The 19,912-nt window shown below is 68.2% G+C and carries 12 protein-coding genes; 1 reads left to right on the top strand and 11 read right to left on the bottom strand.

The genetic code is table 11. From position 1 onward, the window contains the following. The first annotated feature begins 148 nt into the window (after positions 1-148). A complete protein-coding gene (locus tag G3A50_RS08760; RefSeq protein ID WP_163074877.1) occupies positions 149-2,884 on the top strand; it encodes an HAD-IC family P-type ATPase in 2,736 nt (911 codons plus the stop codon). Between the two features lie 110 nt (positions 2,885-2,994). On the opposite strand, the gene trxA is transcribed toward G3A50_RS08760, so the two are convergent. The 11 genes from trxA to ubiB form a co-directional block, all read right to left on the bottom strand. Further along, a complete protein-coding gene (gene trxA / locus G3A50_RS08755; protein ID WP_163074876.1) occupies positions 2,995-3,315 on the bottom strand; it encodes a thioredoxin in 321 nt (106 codons plus the stop codon). Between the two features lie 79 nt (positions 3,316-3,394). Further along, the gene (gene addA / locus G3A50_RS08750; RefSeq protein ID WP_163074875.1) at positions 3,395-6,826 is read right to left on the bottom strand and encodes a double-strand break repair helicase AddA; all 3,432 of its coding nucleotides are present in this window, start codon (positions 6,824-6,826) and stop codon (positions 3,395-3,397) included. Then, the gene (gene addB / locus G3A50_RS08745) at positions 6,823-9,891 is read right to left on the bottom strand and encodes a double-strand break repair protein AddB (RefSeq protein WP_163074874.1); all 3,069 of its coding nucleotides are present in this window, start codon (positions 9,889-9,891) and stop codon (positions 6,823-6,825) included. The genes addA and addB overlap by 4 nt, the downstream gene beginning before the upstream one ends. 27 nt (positions 9,892-9,918) lie before the next feature. Beyond that, positions 9,919-10,638: a nucleotidyltransferase family protein gene (locus tag G3A50_RS08740; protein WP_163074873.1), complete on the bottom strand. Its 720-nt coding sequence runs from the start codon at positions 10,636-10,638 to the stop codon at positions 9,919-9,921. Next, entirely contained in the window at positions 10,635-12,338 is a 1,704-nt protein-coding gene (tsaE, locus tag G3A50_RS08735) for a tRNA (adenosine(37)-N6)-threonylcarbamoyltransferase complex ATPase subunit type 1 TsaE (RefSeq protein WP_163074872.1), read from the bottom strand. Before tsaE ends, G3A50_RS08740 begins: the two co-directional genes overlap by 4 nt. Positions 12,339-12,342: 4 nt before the next feature. Next, positions 12,343-14,895, bottom strand: coding sequence for a sensor histidine kinase (locus G3A50_RS08730; protein WP_246252272.1), 2,553 nt, complete (start codon positions 14,893-14,895; stop codon positions 12,343-12,345). A 131-nt stretch (positions 14,896-15,026) separates the two neighbouring features. After that, a complete protein-coding gene (gene cysK, locus G3A50_RS08725) occupies positions 15,027-16,010 on the bottom strand; it encodes a cysteine synthase A (RefSeq protein ID WP_163074871.1) in 984 nt (327 codons plus the stop codon). 125 nt (positions 16,011-16,135) lie between these two features. Continuing rightward, a complete protein-coding gene (locus G3A50_RS08720; protein ID WP_163074870.1) occupies positions 16,136-16,579 on the bottom strand; it encodes an RrF2 family transcriptional regulator in 444 nt (147 codons plus the stop codon). A gap of 9 nt (positions 16,580-16,588) precedes the next feature. Next, complete coding sequence (dut, locus tag G3A50_RS08715; RefSeq protein ID WP_163074869.1) at positions 16,589-17,062, bottom strand: dUTP diphosphatase; 474 nt, start codon at positions 17,060-17,062, stop codon at positions 16,589-16,591. After that, entirely contained in the window at positions 17,059-18,288 is a 1,230-nt protein-coding gene (gene coaBC / locus G3A50_RS08710) for a bifunctional phosphopantothenoylcysteine decarboxylase/phosphopantothenate--cysteine ligase CoaBC (protein ID WP_163074868.1), read from the bottom strand. The genes dut and coaBC overlap by 4 nt, the downstream gene beginning before the upstream one ends. A gap of 53 nt (positions 18,289-18,341) precedes the next feature. Then, the gene (ubiB, locus tag G3A50_RS08705) at positions 18,342-19,910 is read right to left on the bottom strand and encodes a 2-polyprenylphenol 6-hydroxylase (protein WP_163074867.1); all 1,569 of its coding nucleotides are present in this window, start codon (positions 19,908-19,910) and stop codon (positions 18,342-18,344) included. Positions 19,911-19,912: the final 2 nt, after the last annotated feature.

Here is a 19,912-nt window from a genome sequence, read left to right as displayed (position 1 = left end):
GGCCGGCCCTTCCTTTATGGCGCTCCCCGCGCTTTTCTCCTGTCGCTGTTCGCCGTTCGGCGCTTTCCTAGGGGAAATTTCGGATGCCCCTGAGGGGCGCGTCGGTAGCGTAGGATTTCCTGCCTCTCTCGCGAGCGTCTCCCGAAAAATGAACGATAGCGCCTCCCCAACATCTGGCCGCCGGTTTGACAGCGGGGCCGGGTCCGCGCCAACGCACTGGCACGCCTTGCCGCGGGAGGAGGTCACTACCCTTCTGGACGCCTCGTCCGATGGGCTTTCGGAGCAGGAGGCGCTGCGGCGGCTCGCGCAGCATGGGCCGAATGCCCTTCCCGAGCCGCCGCGCCCGAGCCCGATCGGGCGCTTCCTCGCGCAGTTCAACAGCACGCTGATTTATTTCCTGCTGGCAGCCGGGGCGGCGGCCTTCGTCCTCGGTCATATCGTCGATGCGTCGGTGATCATCGCCGTGGTTCTGGTCAATGCGGTCGTGGGCTTCGTTCAGGAGGGTCGCGCGGAACAGGCGCTGCAGTCCATCGGCAACCTTATCTCGCCCCGTGCCGCGGTGATCCGCGACCGCCAGCGCCTCAGTGTCCACACCCATGACCTCGTGCCGGGCGACCTCGTACTGCTGGAGGCGGGGGATCGGGTACCGGCTGATACCCGACTGCTGCGCGCGCGGGGAATGTTGATCGACGAATCGATCCTGACCGGCGAATCCGTCGCCACCTCCAAGCGTGAAGAACCGGCGGCACTCAACGCCCCGCTTGGTGATCAGCATTCCATGGCGTTCTCGGGCACGACAATTTCCGCCGGTCAGGGAGCGGGCCTCGTTGTCTCGACCGGCAGCCGGACCGAGATCGGCCGCATCGGTCGGTTGATCTCGGAAGTCGAGCCGCTGGCGACGCCGCTGCTGCGTCAGATTGATCTTTTTGCGCGCCGCTTCACCTGGGCGGCGATCCTGGTTTCCGGAGCGATCTTCCTCTTCGCCGTGCTGGTGCGCGATTATGGGTGGACCGAGGCGCTGATCGCGGTGGTGGCGCTCGCGGTTGGGGCCGTGCCCGAAGGGCTGCCAGCGGTCATCACCATAACGCTCGCGATCGGCGTTCGCCGCATGGCCCGGCGACATGCCGTGATCCGCCGCCTGCCTGCGGTCGAAACGCTGGGCGCGACCTCCGTGATCTGCTCGGACAAGACCGGCACGTTGACATGCAACGAGATGACGGTTCGCCGGATCGTTCTGCCGGCCGAGGAAGGTACTGTCTCGATCGAGGTCTCGGGGACGGGCTATGAGCCCGTCGGGGAACTGAGCTGGTCGGATCCGGGCGACCCCGCCGCCGCGGCCGCCGCGTTCGCCCGCTGCGCGCTCCTTTGCAACGATGCCCACCTGCATGCGCGCGAGGGTAGCTGGCGTGCCGAGGGTGATCCGATGGAGGGAGCGCTGGTCGCCTTCGCGGCCAAGGCTGGCTTTAGCGCGGTGGCTGAGCGCGGCGACTGGGTACGGTTGGACGAAATTCCCTTCGATGCGGGCCATCGTTTCATGGCGAGCCTTCACCGGGGGCCAGGAGGGCAGGTCATCATCTGCGTGAAGGGAGCGCCCGAGCCGATCCTGGCCATGTGCGGGCTTGCCCCGAGCGAACTGGAGCGATGGAACGCAGCCGTCGCCAGCCTCGCGGCGGATGGCGAACGACTTCTCGGCCTTGCGATGAAACGCCTTGACGAGGCGCCGGCCCGGTTGGGCTTCGAACATGTGGCGGACGGTTTCGAGCTGCTCGGTCTCGCCGGCTTCATCGATCCGCCGCGCCGCGAGGCCATGGAGGCGATCGCCCAGTGCCGCCGCGCCGGCATTGGCGTGAAGATGATCACCGGCGATCACGCCGCCACGGCCGGCGCCATCGCCCGCCAGCTCGGCCTCGCCGAGGAACCCGTCGTGATCACGGGCGCCGATGTGGATGCGGTGAGCGACGAGGAACTGGTGGCGCTTGTCGCGCGTACATCGGTGTTCGCTCGCACCAGCCCGGAGAACAAGCTGCGCATCGTCCGCGCACTTCAGTCCACCGGCGCGGTCGTGGCGATGACGGGCGACGGCGTCAATGACGCGCCCTCGCTGCGCCAGGCGGATGTCGGCATCGCCATGGGCATAAAGGGCACGGAAGCGGCCAAGCAGGCGGCCGAGGTCGTGTTGCTTGACGACAACTTCGCCTCCATCGTCGCCGCGGTGGCAGAGGGCCGGACGGTTTACGACAATATCCGGAAGATGATCGCCTGGACGCTGCCGACCAATGGCGGCGAGGCACTGGCGGTGATTGGCGCCATCACGCTCGGCATCACCATGCCGATGTCGGCCACGCAGATCCTGTGGGTTAACCTCGTGACCAGCATCACGCTTGGTCTCGCGCTGGCCTTTGAACCGAGTGAACCGGGCATCATGGAGCGCCCGCCGCGCCGGGCAGAGGGCGGCCTGTTGACCCGCTTCATGCTGTGGCGGATCGCGCTGGTGTCGGTCCTGTTCATGCTCGCCTCCTTCGCGATGTTCGGGCTTTCGCTGGCGCGGGGGCAGGAGATCGAGATGGCACGCACCATCGTGGTCAACACCGTCGTGGTGATGGAGATCTTCTATCTGTTCAGTGTGCGCTTCATGCACGCGACGTCGATCACCTGGCGCGGCGCGCTGGGCACGCCAGCGGTTCTGGCGGCGCTGGTGGCCGTGGTGGTGGCGCAACTGGCCTTCACCTATCTGCCGCCGCTGCAGGCGATGTTTGACACCCGCCCCGTGGCCTTGCTCGATGGAGTGATGATTGTCGGCGTCGGCGTGCTTCTGATGGTGATACTGGAGATCGAGAAGGCGGTGTTCCGACGCTTCCGGGTCTTCGATCCGGCCGAGATGTAGTGCGGGTCGCGTGCCCGGCGGCGCAAACAAAAACCCCGGAGCAGGGCTCCGGGGTTTCATGACGTACGGGATCGTGGGTTCAGTTGCGCCAAATCATCGGCGCGAAGGCATCAGATCGCGCTGTTGATCCACTGCAGCATCTTGGCCTTCGGCGCCGCGCCGACCTGGCGCGAAGCCAGCTGACCGTCCTTGAACAGCAGCAGGGTCGGGATCGACATGATGCCGTACTTGGAGGCCGTAGCGGGATTCTCGTCCACGTTCAGCTTCACGATCTTGAGCTTGTCGCCCAGTTCGCCGGCAACTTCGTCGAGCACCGGGGCGACCATGCGGCACGGGCCGCACCACTCGGCCCAGAAATCGACGAGAACCGGGCTTTCGGACTTGATCACGTCGGACTCGAAGCTCTGGTCCGACACCTTCTCGACGCCCATGGGACACCTCACATTCTTGAGAATTCAGCAAAAGTTGAGCTGAAGGTAGGAAGGCGCCCCCGGCCGCGTCAAGGCGCCGTCACGCCGACGTGACGCTCTCCACCGCTCGTTCGAGCGCCGCCGCGTGCGGAGTGTGGCTCAACGGCGCCGCCGTATAGACCAGAAGGGGAGTGATCTCCTTGTCAGGAAACAGCTTTCGCAGCAGACGGACATAAAGCCCGAGCTGGCGCAGATGTTCGGCGGGGATTGCCTCCGGCTGCCGCGGGACCTGACGATCGGTCTTGAAATCGGCGATCACCACACGCCCCGGCTCAACGCAGAGCCGATCGATTCGGCCCGATACGGTGGTGCCGTCATCCAGCGTGCCGACCAGGGACACCTCGGCACGCCCGTTCTCGGCGAACAGATCGGCGAGTCCGGGCAGCGCCAGCACGCCGCGCGCTTCGGCGAGCAGCGTCTCGCGCGCTTCCTCATCCAAATCCGACGCCGCGGCGAGAAAGCGCCGGCCCGCATCCGCCCTATGTGCCGGGGAGAGCGGGGCGAGGGCGGCGAGCAGCCGGTGCAGCCATTCGCCCCGGCGCAGCGCCGCGTCTTCCCTGGAGCCCGTGTCCTTGACGGTCACGCGGGGACGAGCCGTCGAGGGCCGTAGCCGCCGGCCCGGTGTTCGATCGACGACCGGCTGCATCAGATGGTCGGCAAGCGCGCGTTCGGTCTCGCGGTCGACGAGTTCCGGTGGTGCGGGAGGGGGGCTCGCAGCGCCGGCCTCGCCCGTTCGGGGGCGCCATTGCAGGATGGTGCCGTCGAAGCCGGTGGCCGGGCGCTCAACCGCCTCGCCCTGCAGCGCACCGCGCACAAGCGCGTACCAGCAATCCGCCGGCGCGGAGATCTTCCCCTCGGCGCCACACAGCACCAGTGCCGTCTCGGCCCGCGTCAGCGCGACATAGAGAAGACGTCGGTACTCGTCCTTGATCGCGTCGTCGGCGCGTTGCCGGGCCTCGGCCATCGCCGGGGTGTCGAGCGCCTTGGAGCGGACATGGAGCGCTAGGCGCCGTCCCGCCCGTTCCACCCGCAACAGGCCGGAGGGGCGCCGCGTCGAGGGGCCGCTGGTGGTATCAGCGAGGATCACATAGGGGGCTTCCAGCCCCTTGGCGCCGTGCACGGTCATCACTCGCACCTGGTCGCGCCCGTCTTCCATATCGCGCTTGGCCTGCGCGCCGCCGCGCCGGAGAAAGGCGATGAAGCCCGGCAGGGACGCCGGCTCGACATTCTCGTAGGCGCGCGCCAGTGCCAGCATCTCGTCGAGCGCATCGGCGGCTTCCGGGCCGAGCCGCGCCAGCATCGCGGCGCGGCCGCGCTCGCGCCCCAGAACGCGCGCATAAAAATCGAACGGTCGCAGGCTCATCGCTTCGGGGCGCAGGCGGTCGAGCCGCTCCACCGCCGCCCGCCATTTCGGGTTTTCGTCCGCGCGGGCGCGCAGCGTGTCCTCCAGCAGGCCGGTCCGTTCGGGCGCGAGCTTCATTAGATCGTCGTCGTCGAAGCCGAAGAGCGGGCTCTTGAGCGCGCTCGCCAGCGCCAGTTCGTCCTCGCGCATCAGCAGCGCGTCGGCGAGCGCCATCAGGTCGAGCACCGCGATATGCTCCGCGACCACCAGCCGGTCGGCGCCGGCGACATCCACCCGGGCCCGCTTCAGCTCGCGGATGATGGCCTCGAACAGCCCGTCGCGCCGGCGTACGAGAATGAGAAAATCGCCCGCCCGCGCCGGTCGGGTGCCGTGCCGGCCGGTGACGGGAAACCCTTCATCGATGCGCGCGGCGATATGGGTCGCGATCTTGAGCGCGAGCCGGCCCTTCGGGTCGTCGGTCGGCGGCGCGTCCAGCGGGCGCTCCCATCCATCCTCATCGGGCCGCGCCTCGGGTCGTTCCGTGTCCCAGATCTCGACCAGAGCCGGCAGCGCGCCGTGGATCGGCTCGTGCACCGGCGGGCCGCCTTCCGCGGAGAGGCCGCGATGGGTGTCCTGCGGCGCGAACACTTCGTCGACAGCCTCCAATATGCCGGGCGCGGAGCGGAAGGAGTGCTTCAGCTTCACGTGCATGAAGCGTTCCTGTGCCGCCAGCGCCGCCAGTTCCTGGCGCACCTCGTCGAAGCGGCGCGGGTCGGCGCCCTGGAAGGAGAAAATGGACTGCTTCTCGTCGCCCACCACGAAAAGACTGCGTGCCGGATCGGGCGGCACGTCACGGGCGCCGGCACCGGCGAGGAACTCGGCGACCAGCGGGCGGATGACCTGCCACTGTTCCGGACTGGTATCCTGGGCTTCGTCGAGCAGCACATGGTCGATGCCCTGGTCTAGCTTGTAGTGTACCCACGCCGAGGCACCCGAGCCGAGCAGGCGCCGCGCCGCGTCGATCAGATCGGCGAAATCGAGCACTCCGCGCGCCGTCTTGGCGTGGGCGTAGCGGGTAGCCGCCTCACGTCCGAGCGCCAGCGCCGCCCGGCTCCGTTCGAAAGCCCGCGCCGCCGCCAGCAACTGGCCGAGCGGGGCGAGCCTCTCGCGCTCTTCCAGCAGCATCGGGTAGCGCGTACGGATCTCGGCCTTGCCGAACTGGGCATCGCCATAGGCGCTGCCGTCTTCCTTGAGGAACACGCCGGCATAAGCGTCGGCGACGCTGTCTTCCGGCGCCTGCGCGGCCGCAAGAAGCGCATAGCCACGCCTGGCGCCGTTTCCCCCTTCGCTGACCAACTGAGCGCCAAGCCCTTCCCACGCCCCCCGCGCGATCAGCGCTTCATCAAGGATCCGGCTCTCGATTTCTCGTGATGCCACCGGCGCAGCAAGGCCGACCGCGGCGGCAAGCTCGGCCTCGCTGGCGTTCAGCGCCTCGGGGTCCGCGACCAGCTCCGCGAGCATCTTGTCGATGCCCTCGTCGGAGGTCTCGCCGATGATGAGACCCAGCGCCTGCCCGAGGCCGCTTTCCGGCCTGGCCGCAGCCTCCAGCACCACATCGGCGCGGACCCGTGCGAGCAGTTCCAGCCGGGTCGCGTCCTCCAGCTCGCCGAAGCCAGCGGGAACGCCGGCCTCGAAGGGAAAGGCATGCAGCAAGGCGCCGCAGAAGGCGTGGATGGTCTGGATCTTGAGCCCGCCCGGGGTTTCCAGCGCCAGTGCGAAGAGGCGACGCGCCCGGGCGCGTCGCTGCGCCGGGGTCTGGTCGCCGCGGCCCGGACCATCCGCCCGGGTGATTTCGGCATCAAGCGCCGCATCGTCGAGCGTGACCCATTTGCGAAGCTCGCCGAGAACGCGGTTGGCCATGTTGGCGGCTGCCGCCTTGGTATAGGTGAGACACAGGATTCGCCCGGGCTCGACGCCGCGCATCAGAAGGCGGATCACCCGGCGCGCCAGAACGTGGGTTTTTCCCGAGCCGGCATTGGCCGACACCCAGGCCGAGATATCGGGATCGGACGCACGGGCCTGAAGATCGGTCGCCGCGCGAAGCGCCGGACTGTCGGAGGGTACGCTCATGCTTCGTCCTCCGGGCCGGTCGACCATTCCCGCACCCGGGCGAGGTGGTCATAGTCGCCGAAGCGCCCACGGAACATCGGGCTATGCAGCGAGACATAGCCGCGCGCCTCATCCTCGAAGGCGAGCACCAGTTTCTCGAGCTGATTGCGCGCTTCGCTCGCCAGTTCGGCGGCTGTGTGCTCCTTGAGGACGGCGGAGCCTTCCTTGAGTGCGCGCGTGCCGAGATGCACATAGGCGAGCGCGGCCGCCTCCTCTGCCGGGATGTCGCCAAACCCACCGGCGGCGGCCATGGCGGCCTCCAGCGGCAACTGGGGCGAAAGGCCGGTCTTCACCTGCTTGGGGCTCGGCACGGCACCGGTCTTGAAGTCGACGATGGCCAGCCCGCCACTGCTGAGTTGCTCGATGCGGTCAGCCTTTCCGGTCAGCTTGAAACGCCCCTCGGCCAGCACGAGCGCGCCACTGATTTCGGCATGCACCCGCTTGAGCACGGGGCGGCGCGTACGCTCCCAGGCAATGTAACGCCCGACGAGCCGCTCGAAGCGCGCCCACCACAAGGCATGCTCGGCCGGAAAGGCCTGGAGCGGCGCAAAGGCTTCCCGGCCGAGCGCGAGCAGCCGGTCCTCAGCACTCTCGGGCAACCCCTCCGGGAAGGCCTGCGCAAAGGCGCCGAGGGCGTCATGAATGGCGGTGCCGCGCTCCGCGGCTCCCGGCTCCTCGTCAAGGAGGTCGAGGGGGCGCAGCTTCAGAACATGGCGGGCATAGATCGTGTAGGGATCACGCAGCCAGGTCTCGATCTCGGTGACGCTGAGCTTTCTGGGGCGCAGTTCGGGTCTTGGCGCGGGGGCGGGACGTGTCAGCCGCGGGGCCGGCGGGTCCTTGTCGATGAGGGCCGCCAGGCGCCGGAAGCGGTCGCCACGCATCAATGCGGCCTGCCAGCGCTCGTCCCCACAGACAGCGGCGAGGCGCTGCAGGAAGCGGGAGGGCACGGTGGGCGCGCCACCCAGTTTGCGCGGGCGGGACAGGATGAGTTCACGCGCTCCGCAGCCCTGGGCAAAGTCGTGGGCGGACAGGCCAACGCGGCGCTCGGGCGCTTCCAGTCCCAATGCGGCGCGCATGGGTCGGCTGAGCCAGGGGTCGGTGCGCACGGAGGCCGGCCATGTGTCCTCCACAAGGCCCGCGAGAACAACGCGATCCACCGAGACAAGGCGAGCCTCCAGCGGTCCGAGGATCCGCAGCCGTGCCTCGGGCTCCATCGGCGGGCGTACCGGGCGGTCGGCGAGCAGCAGCGGCAGAGCGGCGGCATAATGGGCGAGCGACATCGCGCTGGCTTCGGAAGCCGCCTCGGCCATCTCCTCGAAGGCGCGGGCAAGCTCGGCGAGGGCGATTGCATCGGCTCCCTCGCCCGCGCCCGTTTCGGTTTCCTCGTCACCCTCCGGTGGTCTCCAGGCCCGGGTGATCGCCTCGCAATGAGCCTCGACCAGGGCGGCGAACGGGTGTTCGCCCTTGGAGAGGGCGAGCAGCGGCGCGAGCGCGTCGGCGATGCGGGCCGCGAGATCGGCCGCTCGCTCCCGCGCGGTCTCGTCAATGGCCGCTCGCGGATCGCTGTGGTGGAGGCGTTTGCGGCCGAAGGCATCGACCGCCGCGATCAACCCCTGCGCGCCCCCCGCCGGGCGCGGACCGCGCAGCACCATCAGTTCCAGTACATCTGCCGCCGCGTCGAGCGTCTTGCGATCAAGGCCGAAGCGCGCGAGCGAGTGGCGCATGAAGGCGACGAGCGGCACCGGGGCGAGCGCCTCGTCGCACACATTCACGATCAGCCGGGCGAACCGGCCGGGCACGCTCTCGGAAAGCGGTTCGCCGGCGGTGTCGTCAATGCGCACGCCAAACCGCAGAAGTTCGGCGGCGACCCGTCGGGCAAGGTCCCTGTCGGGGGAAATGAGCGCGGCATTGCCCTCTGGCCGCTCCAGACTTTCGCGCAGTGCCGCCGCGATCGCGAGCGCCTCCTCGCGGGCATCATCAGCCTCGATCACGCTGACATCAGCGAGCGCGCGCTCGATCGCCTCGGGCGCGAGACGCTCGCCAAGGCTGGCCCAGGCATCCGTGGATTCCACCGGACGCAGGGCTTCGGAGAGCAAGATCTCGCGCCCATGCGCGGCCGGCGCGGCCAACGCCATGACCGCGTCGCGCGATATGCCCATCTGCTGCTGCATCAGAAGCGCCAGCCCGTATTGCGGATGACTCGGCGCGCCGCCATCGTCGCCGGTCAGCGTCGACCACGAGGCCTCGTCGAGCACCTGGTCGAGGCCGGGGAGCACGACGCAACCACGCGGCAGTCGTGCCACGGTGCCCAGCAAACGTGCCGTGGCCGGCATGGAGCCGGTCGAGCCGGCGGCGATGACCGGTCCGACGTGCCCGCCGCCGGCCAGCCGGCCGGCCTCAGCGGCGATCAGGTTGTCGCGCCGGACGCTGGCGTCCACCCGGCCCAGCTGCGCGAGTTCGGCCGGCCAGAATTCGCGCGCGATCTTGAGAAAACTGAGCGCCATGTCCCAGTAGAGATCATGCTGCCCGGGCACCAGAACGTCGAGCCGGTCCCATGGCACCTGCTGCGCGGCCATCTCGTCGATGAGGTGGGCGAGGGCGTCCGCCAGGGCGATTTCCGCGCCTGGTCCCGCCGCCACCGCCATCAGCCCGTCATCGTCGCGCAGCAGCGATCGCCATCGACCGATCAGGTGCGCCAGTGCCAGCCGGCGCGTCATGGCGGGGACGGCTTCCGGGGGATCGACAAAGCTGTCGGCGAAGGCCAGCGCTTCTTCGTCCACATCGCCCACCGGCACGATGCGTGGCAGCAGCACGACGCCGGAAGGCGCCCGCTTCCGCAGCGCTTCGGCAAACAGGCGGCCGGCGCGGCGGGTCGGCAGGAAGACGGTCGCCGAGGCGAGGGCGAGCGGGTCGGCGCGCGGCGCGAAGCCCTCGATCAGGCGACCATCGAGCAGTGCGTCGGCGAGCGTATCGAGAAACGGGGCGGAGGCCGGAATGGTGAAGAGGCGCGGCGCGGTCCGGCTCATCGGCTCCCTCCGACAAGCGTCAATCGCCTAGTCCTTGGAGCGAAGAATGGTTGTTTCGGCATCCTTGATGGCTTCGGGTGTGCCGACATGCATCCATAGCCCTTCCATGCGCTGGCCGAAAAGCCGGCCATCTTGCGCAGCGCGGGCGAACAGCCGTACCAGCGAGAACGCCCCTTCCGGTGCTCCGTTGAAAAGGCGCGGGGAAAGCACCGCCGCGCCCGCATACACGAAGGGCGAAACCGTGCGTTCCGGCCGAAGGTTGAGCCGTCCCCACCCATCCATGACGAAGTCGCCATTGCCATCATAGCCGATGGACGCCGAGGTTGCCGCCAGCAAAAGGCGCGCATCCATGGTTCGCGGATCGAAGCCCGCGGCCAGATGGGCGAGATTGGCGCGGATTCCCTCGATCCATATGGTGTCGGAATTGATCGAGAAGAAGGGCTCGTTCCCCAGCAGCGGCAGCGCCTTGCGGATGCCCCCACCGGTTTCGAGCAACTCGCCACGCTCATCCGAGAGGACGATGCGCGGATGCGATCGCCCGGCAAGATGCCGTTCGAGCAGGTCCGCGTGGTAGTGGAGATTTACGACCGCCGTCTCGACCCCGGCATCGACGAGCCGGTCAAGCACATGGTCGATCAGCGCCCGGCCGTTGACCTTGACAAGGGGCTTGGGCAAGCGGTCGGTCAGAGGACGCATGCGCGTTCCAAGGCCGGCCGCGAGCACCATGGCGGTTCGGATAGGGGTCATGAAGTGGCCGGCGGGCTCGACGATTCGGAAGGGTTCGCAGTGGATATACCCGATTCCGGCGGCGGCTTCGCTTCACTCGGCGTGCCCTCATGTGGCGTTTGCGCGCCGGCAGCAGAGGGTTCCGGCACGGGCCGTGGCCAGGCCGATCCTTCCGGGGCCGGGACATGGGCGTCGTACCATTCCCTGAGCGGCGTCAGGTCGGTGAAGGCGAGACCCCGCTGGAGGTAGGTCCAGATGCGTGGCAGGTGCTTGAGGTAGCCAGGCTTGCCATCGCGACGGTCGAGGCGGGCGAAGATGCCCAGGATCTTGGTCGCCCGCTGGGCGCCCATCACCGCATAGGACGCCGCGAAGCCGCGCACATCGAAGCCGGGGTCGCCGTGTCGGCGTGCCTTGACGTAGCGACCGAGCAGGGAGAACTCCAGATCTTCCGGCACATCGACGCGCGCATCCTGGGCGAGCGACGCGAGGTCATAGGCGGGCGGACCCATCACCGCGTCCTGGAAGTCGAGGAGTCCGACACGGGCCAGGCCATCCCGGTCCTCGATCCACATCAGGTTCGGGGAGTGGTAGTCGCGCAGCACCCAGACCGGCCGCTGGGCCAGCGAGGGAGCGAGCGCCTGGCGCCACAGGCGGCGGAACTCCGCCCGTCCCGGCTCGGAAACCGGCGCCGCCTTCAGATGCGGTATATACCAGTCGAGCATCAGCTCGGCCTCGACCAGCAGCGCCTCTATGTCATATGTCGGCAAACGATAGTCGATCTCGGGCGACACCGTGAGGGACACCGGAAGATCGAGACCGTGAAGGGCTGCGAGAACATCCGCGGCCGCCTCATAGCGTTCCGGCAGCGGGGCCGGCGGCGTTCCGCCGAGCACGCCTTCATCGCCGAGGTCCTCGATGACCAGAAGCCCGGCGTCGAGGTCGGCGGCGTAGATGGCGGGAGCGGAGAAGCCTCGCGCTTTGAGCGCGCGCGCCATAGCGACAAACGGCTTCACATCCTCCGCGAGATGAGCGACGGCGCTGTAGGGCTTGCCGTCCCTCACCGGCGGGCCGTCGGCATGGCGCGGTGCATTCATCAGCACGGCGTCGTGCTTCGCACCCAGAAGCCGTTCATAACTCCGCGTGGAGGCGTCACCCTGAAGGTGGCGACGCTGTGCCGGGCCGAAACCGGCGAGGTCGATCAGAGAGCGGATCGCCTTCATCCGTTGCAGGCCGCTCGCCAGCCGCCCATGACCGAACAGGCGTACCCGGCGCAGCGTCGGCGGTGCGTCCGGCACCAAGGTGATGCGGATATCCAGCCGGTCCGGCCTCAATTGCAGGCTATCCACGCGCTCCGGCCACTCGACGAGGGCGATGGCGCCGTCGGTCTGTTCGTCCCAGCCGATCTCCTCCAGCTCGGACGAGTCACCCAGACGATAGAAGTCGGCGTGGACCACACGGTGGCGGGGCAGATCATAGCCCTGCATCAGGGTGAAGGTCGGGCTCGGAACCTCCAGCTCGGGATCTTCCGCCAGCTCGCGCAGCAAGGCACGGGCGAGGGTCGATTTGCCCGCGCCGAGGTCGCCGTTCAGCATCACCAGATCGCCGGGTTGCAGCATGGCGGCGAGGTCCATGGCGAGCCGGCCCGTTGCCGCCTCGTCCGGAAGCACGACGTCCCAGTGCGCGTTGGTTGGCGGTGCGTAGGTGGGGCGGCTCTCGACCATGTCTCTACTCCGCCGCGGCCCGGTCCGCGCCCGCGGCCGGGAAGGTGCAAGTCACCAGCGTTCCCCCGCCGGGCGCCGCGGCGATGGCCACGCGCCCGCCATGCAGCGCCATGAGCGAGCGCACGATGGAAAGGCCGAGACCCACCCCGCGATGGCGTGAGCCGGCGGTGTGGCTCTCGAACCGGTCGAACACGCGCTCGCTGATCTCCGGCGGGATGCCCGGTCCCATGTCGCGCACGCGGAACATGACTTCACCGTCGCGCTGCTCGGCCGAGAGTGTGACGGTGGAGCCTTCCGGCGCGAAGCCGACGGCGTTGGAGAGCAGATTATAGAGAATCTGGCGCACCCGCTTGGCATCCGCACGAAAGGTGCCGGCGGCATTGCCGGGCTCGATCGCAAGCCTGAGGCCACCCTCGGCAAGACGGTCGCGCACGCCTTCGGTGGCGGCTTCCATGGCGGCCCGCACGTCGACGTCGCTCAGCTCCAGCGCCACTGTGCCCGCGTCGATGGTGGCGAGGTCGAGGATGTCGTTGATGATGGCCAGCAGCGCCGCGCTCGACTCGGTGATGTGGGTCACATAGGCGCGTTGCTTGGTGTTGAGCGGGCCGATGGCGGTGTCGTCGAGAAGCTGGGCAAATCCGATGATGGTGGTCAGCGGCGAGCGCAGCTCATAGGACACGTGACTGACGAAGCTGCTCTTAAGGTGGTCGGCCGCCACCAGCGCTTCGTTGCGCTCCACGAGTGCGCGCTCCACATGCACGCTGTCGGTGACATCGCGCAGCGTCACCAGCGTGCCGCCATCGGGCAAGGGCTGGGTCGATCCGTCGAAGACGCTGCCATCGGTGCGTTCCACGCGGAACTCCGAGGGAATGCGCGCGCCGATTCCGGTGACGGCGGCACGCAGGCGCGTCCACACGGAAACATCGGCCGTCAGAGGGTTGCAGACCTCCGCCACCGCATCGATGTGTGGCTGGCCTTCGAGCACGGAGGCGTCTAGCTTCCAGAGCCGGCGGAAGGCTGAATTGCTGAGGCCGAGCCGGCCGTCGCTGCCGAACACCGCCACGCCTTCTGCCAGCGCATCGAGGGTCTCGCTCTGAATGCGGGTGAGCGAGTTGAAGCGGCTTTCCAGCGCCAGCCTTTCGGTCACCTCGTCGAACAGATAGGTAATCCCGCCCTCGGGGTTGGGGGCGGTCACGACACGCAGCGTGCGCCCGCCGGGCAGGTGCCACCAATGTTCACGCGGCTCCAGCGAACGATAGGCGGCGTGAAGCTCGTCGCGCCACACACGGAAATCCGCCTGTTCGGGAAGGCGCCGGGCCGCCCGCAGGCGGTCGAGCGTCGCGGTGTCGGTGGGGCGCTCGTCGAGAAAGGCGGGGTCGAGCTCGAACAGGCTGGCATAGGCGGCGTTGTGAAACACCAGCCGCTGGTCGGCGCCGAAGATGGCGACCGCGGTGGCAAGCTGGTCAAGCGTTCGCCGATGGGCCCCAATCACATGAGCAAGCTCCACCCGCACCGATTCAGCCTCAGTGGCATCCAGCGCGATGCCGGCCGTGCCGCCCGCGCCGCTCACTTCAAGCACGTCGAACACGCGCCGGGAGCCGGCAACTACCACGGGCAGGCGCGCCGTGAAGGGCTGGCCATTGGCCCTCGCATGGGCTGCCTGTGCTCGGCTTGCCTTGTCGAGAAGGGCGATGTCGCGGGTCGTCGCCTCCTGAGGGTCGCCAGCCTCCACCGCGTGAGCATAGGCGCGGTTGGTCCAGCGCAGGCGGCCGTCCTCGCTTCCGATCCAGGCGGGCACTGGAAGCGCGTCCAGCAGGGTTCGCAGAGATGAGCTTTCGGACTCAAGCCCACGATACGCGTCATGCAGGCGGGCGTGGTCGAGCCGCACGCCGGTGATGTCGCGCAGGCGCAGGATCACCGCCGACCCTACGGGCCGTCCGTCCGCCTCGACATGGCGCCCATCCGGGGTGGCAAGCGTGGTGGCGAAGGGCACGCCGCGTCGGCGCAGCAGGTCGACGGTCGCATCGATCTCACGCGCCGAGGACGGCGTCAGCCAGGCACCGAATGCGAGGATTCGGCTTGGCGCGGCGACGCCGGTAAAGGCGGGCGTATTGCCGATGATCTCCGGCGCCGCAGCTGGATCGCGCCAGACCACGACGATCTGCGGCTCGGCCAGGAGCAGTGCCCGTGCCTCCTCGATCTGTGCTTCGAGGCGTGAGATTTCACCATAGGCAAAGGTCTCGCGTTCCAACGTCTGGCGGCGGAAGCGTACATGGACGATGGCCGTGGTGGTCGCGAAGGCGATAAGTCCCAGAACCAGGGCAAGGCCGATGAGGACATCCGGACTGAACTGGGCAAGGGTCGCGAAGAGCGCAACTGCCGGATCCGCCACCGGATCGGCGGCAGCCGTGCCGCACAGGCCGGGCAGCGCGGCGATGCCGGCGAGGGTGGGTATGAGATATTTCGAGCGGCGACGCCCGCACGTCCTTCGGGGCTCGGCTCGTGCGCCACGCCCCGTCTCTTTCATAGCTCCGCTGATGCCGGCCGGCTGCGCCATCCGCGCTTGTCCCCCTTCGCCGACTTCTTGTCCGGCTCGGTGGCGCGCCCGACGCGCCCCGAATCACCCAGACTTTACCGGAGCGGAAGACTCGCTAGAAGAGCGCGGGCATCATCTTGCCCGCGCGTTCTTCAAAGGCCTTCGAACAGGGCCGTCGAGAGATACCGTTCGGCGAAGGACGGGATGATGACGACGATCGTCTTGTCCTCGTTCTCCGGGCGGGCGCCGACCTCCAGGGCCGCGGCAAGCGCGGCACCGGAAGAGATGCCGACCGGGATGCCATCCAGTCGGGCCACCGCACGCGCGGTCTCAAAGGCGGTCTGGTTGCCGACCGTCACCACTTCGTCGATGACCGAACGATCCAGCACGTCCGGCACGAAGCCGGCACCGATGCCCTGGATCTTGTGCGGGCCCGGCTGGCCGCCGGAAAGCACGGGACTGTCCTCGGGCTCCACCGCAACCATGCGCAGGCCCGGCTTGCGCGGCTTCAGCACCTGGCCGATGCCGGTGATGGTGCCGCCGGTGCCGATGCCCGCGATCACAATATCCACCGATCCTTCGGTGTCGTTCCAGATCTCCTCCGCCGTCGTGCTGCGATGGATGGCCGGATTGGCCGGATTCCGGAACTGCTGCGGGATGATGGCGTCGGGCAGTTCCTTGACCAGTTCCTCCGCCTTGGCCACCGCGCCGCGCATGCCCTGGGCGGCCGGGGTCAGGTAGAGTTCGGCACCGAGCAGGGCGAGCATCTTGCGCCGCTCGACCGACATAGATTCCGGCATGACCAGGATCAGTCGATAGCCGCGCGCGGCGGCTACGAAAGCGAGGGCGATGCCGGTATTGCCCGATGTCGGCTCCACCAGAACCGTGTTCGGACGGATGAGGCCCGCCTCCTCCAGCGCATCGATCATGGCGACGCCGATGCGGTCCTTCACGCTGCCTATCGGGTTGAAGAACTCGAGCTTGGCGAGGATGCGCGCCTTCACGGCGTGCTCGGCGGCCAGGCGCCGGACCTCGACGAGCGGGGTGTTGCCGATGGTTTCGGTGATGGACCCGTACACCCGGCCACGGCCGGGGCGTACAGCGGGAGCGGGCTGCTTGGGAGTGGCGTCAGGCATGGGTGCCTCCTCAGGCTCGGCACCGAGGCGACCACGCGCCCGGCGCGCATTTTGGCGCATCGAGATCCGGCGCTGTCGCTATCATATCCACGATGTTATGTCGAGGAATAGAAATATAAACAGATTTATATAGTGAAATCTATGCCTTCAGGCAGGCCCTTGCGGAGTGTGTTCTGCGCAGCGACGCGGCAAAGGTCCTCCACCGTGACGCCGTCGAGCGCGGCATCGAAGGCTTTCTCGGCCTCGGCAACCGCCGGCTGAACGATGTCGCGTACGATGGACGGGAGGCTTTCCATCGATTCGTCCACCTCGGTCTCGACCACACGGACCACCTCGGCAACGGTGATCCGTCGCCGTTCGCGGGCCAGCTCATAGCCACCGCGCGGGCCGCGGACGCCCTTCAGTACACCGGCATGCACAAGGGATTGCAGCACGGGTTCGAGATGGCGGGGGGGAAGCTCGTGGCGAGCGGCAAGCGCCTTGGCAGCCACCGGCGCGCCGCGTGCGTGGAGGGCAACATCGACGACAGCGGCTATGGCGAGCAGACTCTTATCGGACAAGCGCGGCATAAACTCTCGCTATCGCGATATTGTCCCGCCGTCGAGCCCTGTCGAGCCGAATCCACCGCTACCGCGTGTTGTTTTGGTCAGATCCCCGACTTCAACGAGCTTAATACGGGTCACCGGCGCAACCACCATCTGCGCGATACGCTGGCCGCGCTCAAGGGTGACCGGCGCTTCCCCGAGATTGATCAGCAGGACCTTCACCTCGCCGCGATAGTCCGCGTCGACTGTCCCGGGTGCATTCAGCACCGTCAGCCCTTGTTTCAGCGCGAGGCCCGAGCGCGGTCGTATCTGAGCCTCGAAGCCTTCGGGCAGCGCGATGCAAAGTCCGGTCGGCACGGCGGCGCGGCCCAGTGGGGCAAGGGTGAGGGGCTCGTTCTCCGGCAGCGCCGCAATCAGGTCCAGACCGGCCGAGCCGTCGGTCGCATGGGCGGGAAGCGGCAAGCCGACCCCATGGGGCAGGACGGTGACAGGAACACGCAGGCTCACGAGGTCGTCTCCAATGGGCCGAGAGCGGCGGCGACGCGTGCGACCAGTCGCTCGGCGACCTCGCTCTTCGAGGCCTTGGGCCAATGCTCGACATCATCCGCGGTTATAAGGTGAACGGCGTTCTCATCTCCGCCCATGACCCCTCCCTCGATGCCGCTGTGGCGAGAGACGTCGTTGGCGACGATCCAGTCGCAGCCCTTGCGGAGGCGTTTGGCCTGGGCATGGGCGATGACGTTCTCGGTCTCCGCCGCGAAGCCGACCACCAGGCGCGGCCTGTGGTTCGAGAGCCGGGAGACCGTGGCAAGAATATCGGGGTTCTCCACCAGAGACAGGGCGGGGATTGCCCCGCCATTCTTCTTCATCTTCTCGTCCGCTGCCGTGGCCGCCCGCCAGTCGGCGACGGCGGCGGCGAAGATGGTGGCATCCGCGGGCAGTGCCGCTTCGACCGCCGCAAGCATCTCCCGTGCGGTCTCGACGTGATGAACCGCGACACCGACGGGATCGGGAAGGTTCACGGGACCGGAAACGAGGGTGACCTGTGCTCCAGCGCGCCGCGCGGCGGCGGCGATGGCATGGCCCTGCTTGCCGGAAGAGCGATTGGCGATATAGCGCACCGGGTCGATTGACTCATGGGTCGGGCCGGAGGTGATCAGCACGTGCCGTCCGTTGAGCGGGCCAGAGGGCGCCAGCAGCTTCTCGGCCGCCGCAACGATTTCAAGAGGCTCGGCCATCCGGCCGGGCCCATCTTCTCCGCGCTCGGCCATGGCGCCGGCATTGGGGCCGACAAAAGCCGCGCCATCCTCGCCAAGCCGTGTCACGTTCCGGTGGGTCGCGGGGTTGGACCACATCCGCGGGTTCATGGCGGGTGCGAGTAGGGTGGGCGTGTCACTGGCGAGCAGCACGGCGCTGGCGAGGTCGTCGGCCAGGCCGTGGGCCATCTTCGCCATCAGATCGGCGGTGGCGGGAGCCACGATGACGAGATCCGCCTCGCGCGACAGGCGGATGTGGCCGATATCATGCTCGGCATCGCGATCGAACAGCTCGGTGAACACGCGGTCATGAGCGAGAGCCCCGACCGCGAGCGGCGTGACGAAGTGTTGCGCGGCGCCGGTCATGACGACACGCACCCGCGCACCGCGCTCGCGCAGGCGGCGGATGAGGTCGAGGCTCTTATAGGCGGCGATGCCGCCGCCGATGATGAGCAGGATACGCTTGTCCGCGAGCATGGTCTCTCCACCTCCCCGCAGTTGTAACGATGGCGCGTGCCGGTGCAACGGCGTCAGCGGAACATGCTGAACGCCAACAGGGCGGCGATGACCCAGAGCGCGATGGTCATCCACCGATTGCCCCGGCCTTCGGCGCGGCCAATGGCGTCGGTGGTCTCGGCCGAGAGCGCGAGGCCGCTGCGGGTTGCCGCGTCCAGCTGCTCGGCGATGCGCTGGCCCTGCGCGATGAGCTCGGGCAGGGCCTGGAGCGACCGCCCGATGGCGGCAACGCCGGTCGTGACCTCCTCGATCCGTCCGACTGGGCCGAGATTGCGCTCGATCCAGGTTCGCACCACCGGCTCAGAGGTCTTCCACATGTCGAGCTGCGGGTCGAGCGAGCGGGCGACGCCTTCGACCACCACCATCGTCTTCTGCAGCAGCAGGAGTTCGGGTCGGGTCTTCATATCGAACAGGGCGGTGACCTCGAACAACAGCGTCAGCAGTTTCGCCATGGAGATCTGGTCGGCGCGGCGCGAATAGATCGGTTCGCCGATGGCGCGAATCGCCTGGGCGAAGTCATCGACCGAATGATGTGCGGGCACATAGCCGGCTTCGAAATGCACCTCGGCGGTGCGCTTCCAGTTCCGGGTGATGAAGCCGTAGAGAATCTCGGCCAGGAAACGCCGCTCCTTCAACCCGAGCCGGCCCATGATGCCGCAGTCCACCGCCACGAGCCGCCCCTGCGGGTCGACGAACAGATTGCCGGGGTGCATGTCGGCATGGAAGAATCCGTCGCGCAGCGCGTGGCGCAGGAAGGACTGCATCACGACACGCCCGACCTCCGGCAGATCGTGTCCGGCAGCGCGCAGGGCCTCGATGTCGTTCAGCTTGATGCCGTCGATCCACTCGGTCGTCAGTACCTCACGGCCGGTGCGGTCCCAGTCGACGGTCGGAACACGGAAATCGGTTTCGGCTTCGGTATTCTGTGCGAGCTCGGACAGGGCGGCCGCTTCCAGCCGCAGGTCCATCTCCATCGCCACCGATCGTGCCAGCGTGTCGACAATGGCGACGAGCCGTAGCCGCCGCCCCTCGGGCGATGTCTGCTCGCCAAGCCGGGCGGCGCGGTAGAAAGAGGACAGGTCGATCCGGAAGCGGCGCTGAACGTCCGGGCGAAGCACCTTCACGGCCACGCGACGGGTGCTGCCGTCAGGCTCGCTCACCTCGCCCTGATGCACCTGCGCGATCGACGCCGCTGCCAGCGGCGGGCCAAGCCGGGCATAGACCGTGCTGACCGGCTGGTCGAAGGTGCGGGAAATGGTCTCCTCCGCCACTTCCTGCGGGAAGGGCGGCATCCGGTCCTGCAGCGTCTCGAGGTCCCGGGCGAGCTTGGGGCCGACCACATCGGGGCGGGTCGCCAGGAATTGGCCGAGCTTCACATAGGAAGGTCCGAGACGGGAGATGGCCGCGCCCAGGCGCGCCGCGCTCGAGGCTGCCCCGCGCCGCTCGATCAGCTTGGCCATCGCGAAGACGGGCTCGGAGCCGGGTGGCAGCAGGGCCGGATCGATGCGCGAGATCACGCCCTCGCGCGCCAGCACGAAGCCCGCGCGGGCCAGCCGCAGGAAATCACCGATCGATGTTGCCACGC

Source organism: Ancylobacter pratisalsi (assembly GCF_010669125.1).
Taxonomy (GTDB): domain Bacteria; phylum Pseudomonadota; class Alphaproteobacteria; order Rhizobiales; family Xanthobacteraceae; genus Ancylobacter; species Ancylobacter pratisalsi.
This window is presented reverse-complemented; position numbering and strand designations above follow the sequence as displayed.